Here is a 1,236-nt window from a genome sequence, read left to right as displayed (position 1 = left end):
TGGCGGGCGACGCGGCGCACCTGTACATGTGGGCGGACCAGCACCTCGGGCCCGACGGCGGCACGACGCCCGTCGGGCTGGCCCTGCCGATGGAGACCCTCTACCGCTCCCTCACCAAGCACCTCTTGACGCCGACGGTCACCGATAACGGCCGGATTCCGGAAGGCATCGTCCGCGTGCTCGAGGGCAAGGTGGTCGACCACAGGAGCGTGACCGATCCCGACGTACCCCGCGACGGGCTGAACGAACGGCTGGATTCCGTGGCGGACTGGCGGGCGCGCCACCGGGGGAACCTGCTGAAGCTGCTGGGAGAGGCGGAGATCACCGCGCTCCACCTGCTGAGCGGACCGGACGGACCGATCTTCACCCTCTGGCGGCAGGCGGAGAGGCCGACCAGGACCGAGCTGCGCAAGGGCCTGCGCGAGATAGTGAAGGAGGAGTTTCACAGCCGCGGGAGATTCCCCTGGCTCATGATGCGGGCGTCCGGGTTCCGGAGCGCGGCCCATGTGGCCATGCGCCACTTCCGCAAGAAGAACAAGGCCGGGTCGTCGGAGAAGAGCGAGTACCGCCGCCTGCTCGCCGAGGACAGGGCCGGCCTGCTCAACGCGGTCGACCGCGGGGTGGTCGACGAGGTGTACGCCGACATGCCGATGCACATGGCGATCGCTGCCCAGGGGCTGAAGAAGCTGCCCCCGGTGGGCAAGAGCGTGTTCTGGGCGGTCCGTGACTCCGCGCCGCTGACCGGAGAGGTCGGCGACCAGCCCTCTGGTGAGCTGCATTCGGTGTGGGCGCCCGAACTTCACGAAGCGCTGTTGCGAAAAGACTTCGCCATGAAGATCACGGCGAAGAGAGGTGGCCGGATCCGGCTCTTCGAGGTCGAGAAGGCCCGCCACGCGGTGGACGTTTCGCCGATCGCGTGGAACCCCGCCGCGGGTCAGGCGTACTTCCGTCAGGAGACCCTGCTGGAGGTGCGCTCCCGCGAGATACGCGAATTCGAGAACGAGGACGGCGGCGTCGTGCTGTACGAGCACGTGGTCCTCCGCGAGATGGACCACCAGCCGCGTCGCGCCAGGGTCCCGGCGGACCGGTCGCGGCGGCCCCGTCGTGGGTCTACGGCGCCGGCGGCTCCGGCCCCCACTCCTACGGACACGGCGCCCGTCCCCTCGGGGAAGGACGCGGCCCCGCCGCCGAAGGGCCCGGAGCCGTCGCCGAAGCCCGGGAGGTCCGCCAAGCCGT

Annotated in this window: 1 pseudogene; it reads left to right on the top strand. The window is 70.2% G+C overall.

From position 1 onward, the window contains the following. Positions 1-1,236, top strand: a pseudogene (locus AB0389_RS37890) (hypothetical protein); the annotation flags it as partial.

This window comes from Streptomyces sp. NPDC093109 (assembly GCF_040701725.1).
Lineage (GTDB): Bacteria > Actinomycetota > Actinomycetes > Streptomycetales > Streptomycetaceae > Streptomyces.
Note: the sequence above shows the minus strand (reverse complement) of the source record. Positions and strands in the feature narration are given on the sequence as shown.